Origin of the sequence: Eudoraea sp. (assembly GCF_049669105.1) — a bacterium.
Lineage (GTDB): Bacteria > Bacteroidota > Bacteroidia > Flavobacteriales > Flavobacteriaceae > Eudoraea.
In genome coordinates this window covers 1-1,743 of record NZ_JBATKE010000169.1, presented here as the reverse complement: position 1 = coordinate 1,743, position 1,743 = coordinate 1, and the positions used below count along the sequence as shown (strand labels likewise).

General features: G+C 47.5%; 2 tRNA genes and 2 rRNA genes. All 4 read right to left on the bottom strand.

What is annotated here, in order from left to right:
- A 23S ribosomal RNA gene (locus tag WBM60_RS13530) occupies nt 1–818 on the bottom strand; the annotation flags it as partial.
- 220 nt (nt 819–1,038) lie between these two features.
- A tRNA-Ala gene (locus tag WBM60_RS13525) sits at nt 1,039–1,112 on the bottom strand.
- Nucleotides 1,113–1,398: 286 nt separating this feature from the next.
- A tRNA-Ile gene (locus WBM60_RS13520) sits at nt 1,399–1,472 on the bottom strand.
- 153 nt (nt 1,473–1,625) lie between these two features.
- A 16S ribosomal RNA gene (locus tag WBM60_RS13515) occupies nt 1,626–1,743 on the bottom strand; the annotation flags it as partial.

Genomic DNA, 1,743 nt, shown 5'->3' with positions numbered 1-1,743 from the left:
CCTTTCACCCCTACCCACAGGTCATCCCAAGACTTTTCAACGTCAACGGGTTCGGTCCTCCACTATGTGTTACCACAGCTTCAACCTGCCCATGGGTAGATCACACGGTTTCGCGTCTGCCACTACTAACTAAAGCGCCCTATTCAGACTCGCTTTCGCTGCGGCTCCGCCCCTGAAGGGCTTAACCTTGCTAGCAACGGCAACTCGTAGGCTCATTATGCAAAAGGCACGCCGTCATTCCGCCAAAGCGGAACTCCGACCGCTTGTAGGCGTATGGTTTCAGGTTCTATTTCACTCCCCTGTTCGGGGTTCTTTTCACCTTTCCCTCACGGTACTGGTTCACTATCGGTCTCCCAGGAGTATTTAGTCTTGGCGGATGGTCCCGCCGGATTCACACAGGGTTTCACGTGCCCCGCGCTACTCAGGATACCACTATCAATAACATAACCTTACCCATACGGGGCTATCACCCTCTTTGGCGCAACTTTCCAGTTGCTTCCGGTTCAGTATGCATCGAATATCGTGGTCCTACAACCCCGACATTGCCGAAACAACATCGGTTTGGACTCTTCCACTTTCGCTCGCCGCTACTCACAGAATCACTCTTGTTTTCTCCTCCTCCGGCTACTTAGATGTTTCAGTTCACCGGGTTTGCCTCCCTTGCGGGATACCATATCTTCAATATGGTGGGTTGCCCCATTCGGATACCCGCGGATCATATCGTATGTGCCGATCCCCACGGTTTTTCGCAGCTTATCACGTCCTTCTTCGCCTCTGGGAGCCTAGGCATTCCCCATACGCCCTTGCTTAGCTTGTCGCCTCGCCTCGTATTCTTTGGTACTCTTGTACCCTCTCTATTAAATTCGTGTTTTCCCGAGTATATATATCCTATAAATAAAATATACACACTCTGTCTCAATATGTCAATGAACGTTCCTTCACAGCTCCTTAATCCCAATTCCAAAAGCATTGCTTAATACTCCCTGTAATCAAAACCAATTCCCGTGAATTCTAACCTTATAAAAAAAAAGGCCTATGTGGAGAATACCGGAGTCGAACCGGTGACCTCCTGCGTGCAAGGCAGGCGCTCTAGCCAGCTGAGCTAATTCCCCATTGTGCTCCATAGCTGTCATAGGACAGCGAAGGAGTACCCTGTTTTGTAGTTGGCAGTATTTTAGTCAGCAGTTAGCCTTTACTAAATCTGCAACCTCAAAGTTGCTCAACTTCTATAATCTCAATTTACTTCTCAATGAACTTGTAATATAAAACCACCTAAATGAAAAAAATCCCCTTTAGTGATCCTTGTAATCCGCTCCAACCTTCCCCTACTCTTTCAAGTAGTCTCCACGCTTTTAGCGTGGCAGGCAGGCTTTTACCGCCTTCCCCTACTCTTTCAAGTAGTCTCAGGCAGACTCGAACTGCCGACCTCTACATTATCAGTGTAGCGCTCTAACCAGCTGAGCTATGAGACTGCATTTTTTAAAAGCCTTCCTTTTTTAAAAGACTCCCTTTTAGGATTGGTCCGAAAACCAACAACCTATTTATATAATATAATGACAAACAGTATTTTGAGATAAAAAAACAAAGGTTAGAAAAACAGTCCCCATAATAGACGATTTCTCTAGAAAGGAGGTGTTCCAGCCGCACCTTCCGGTACGGCTACCTTGTTACGACTTAGCCCTAGTTACCGATTTTGCCCTAGGCCGCTCCTTACGGTGACGGACTTCAGGCACTCCCGGCTTC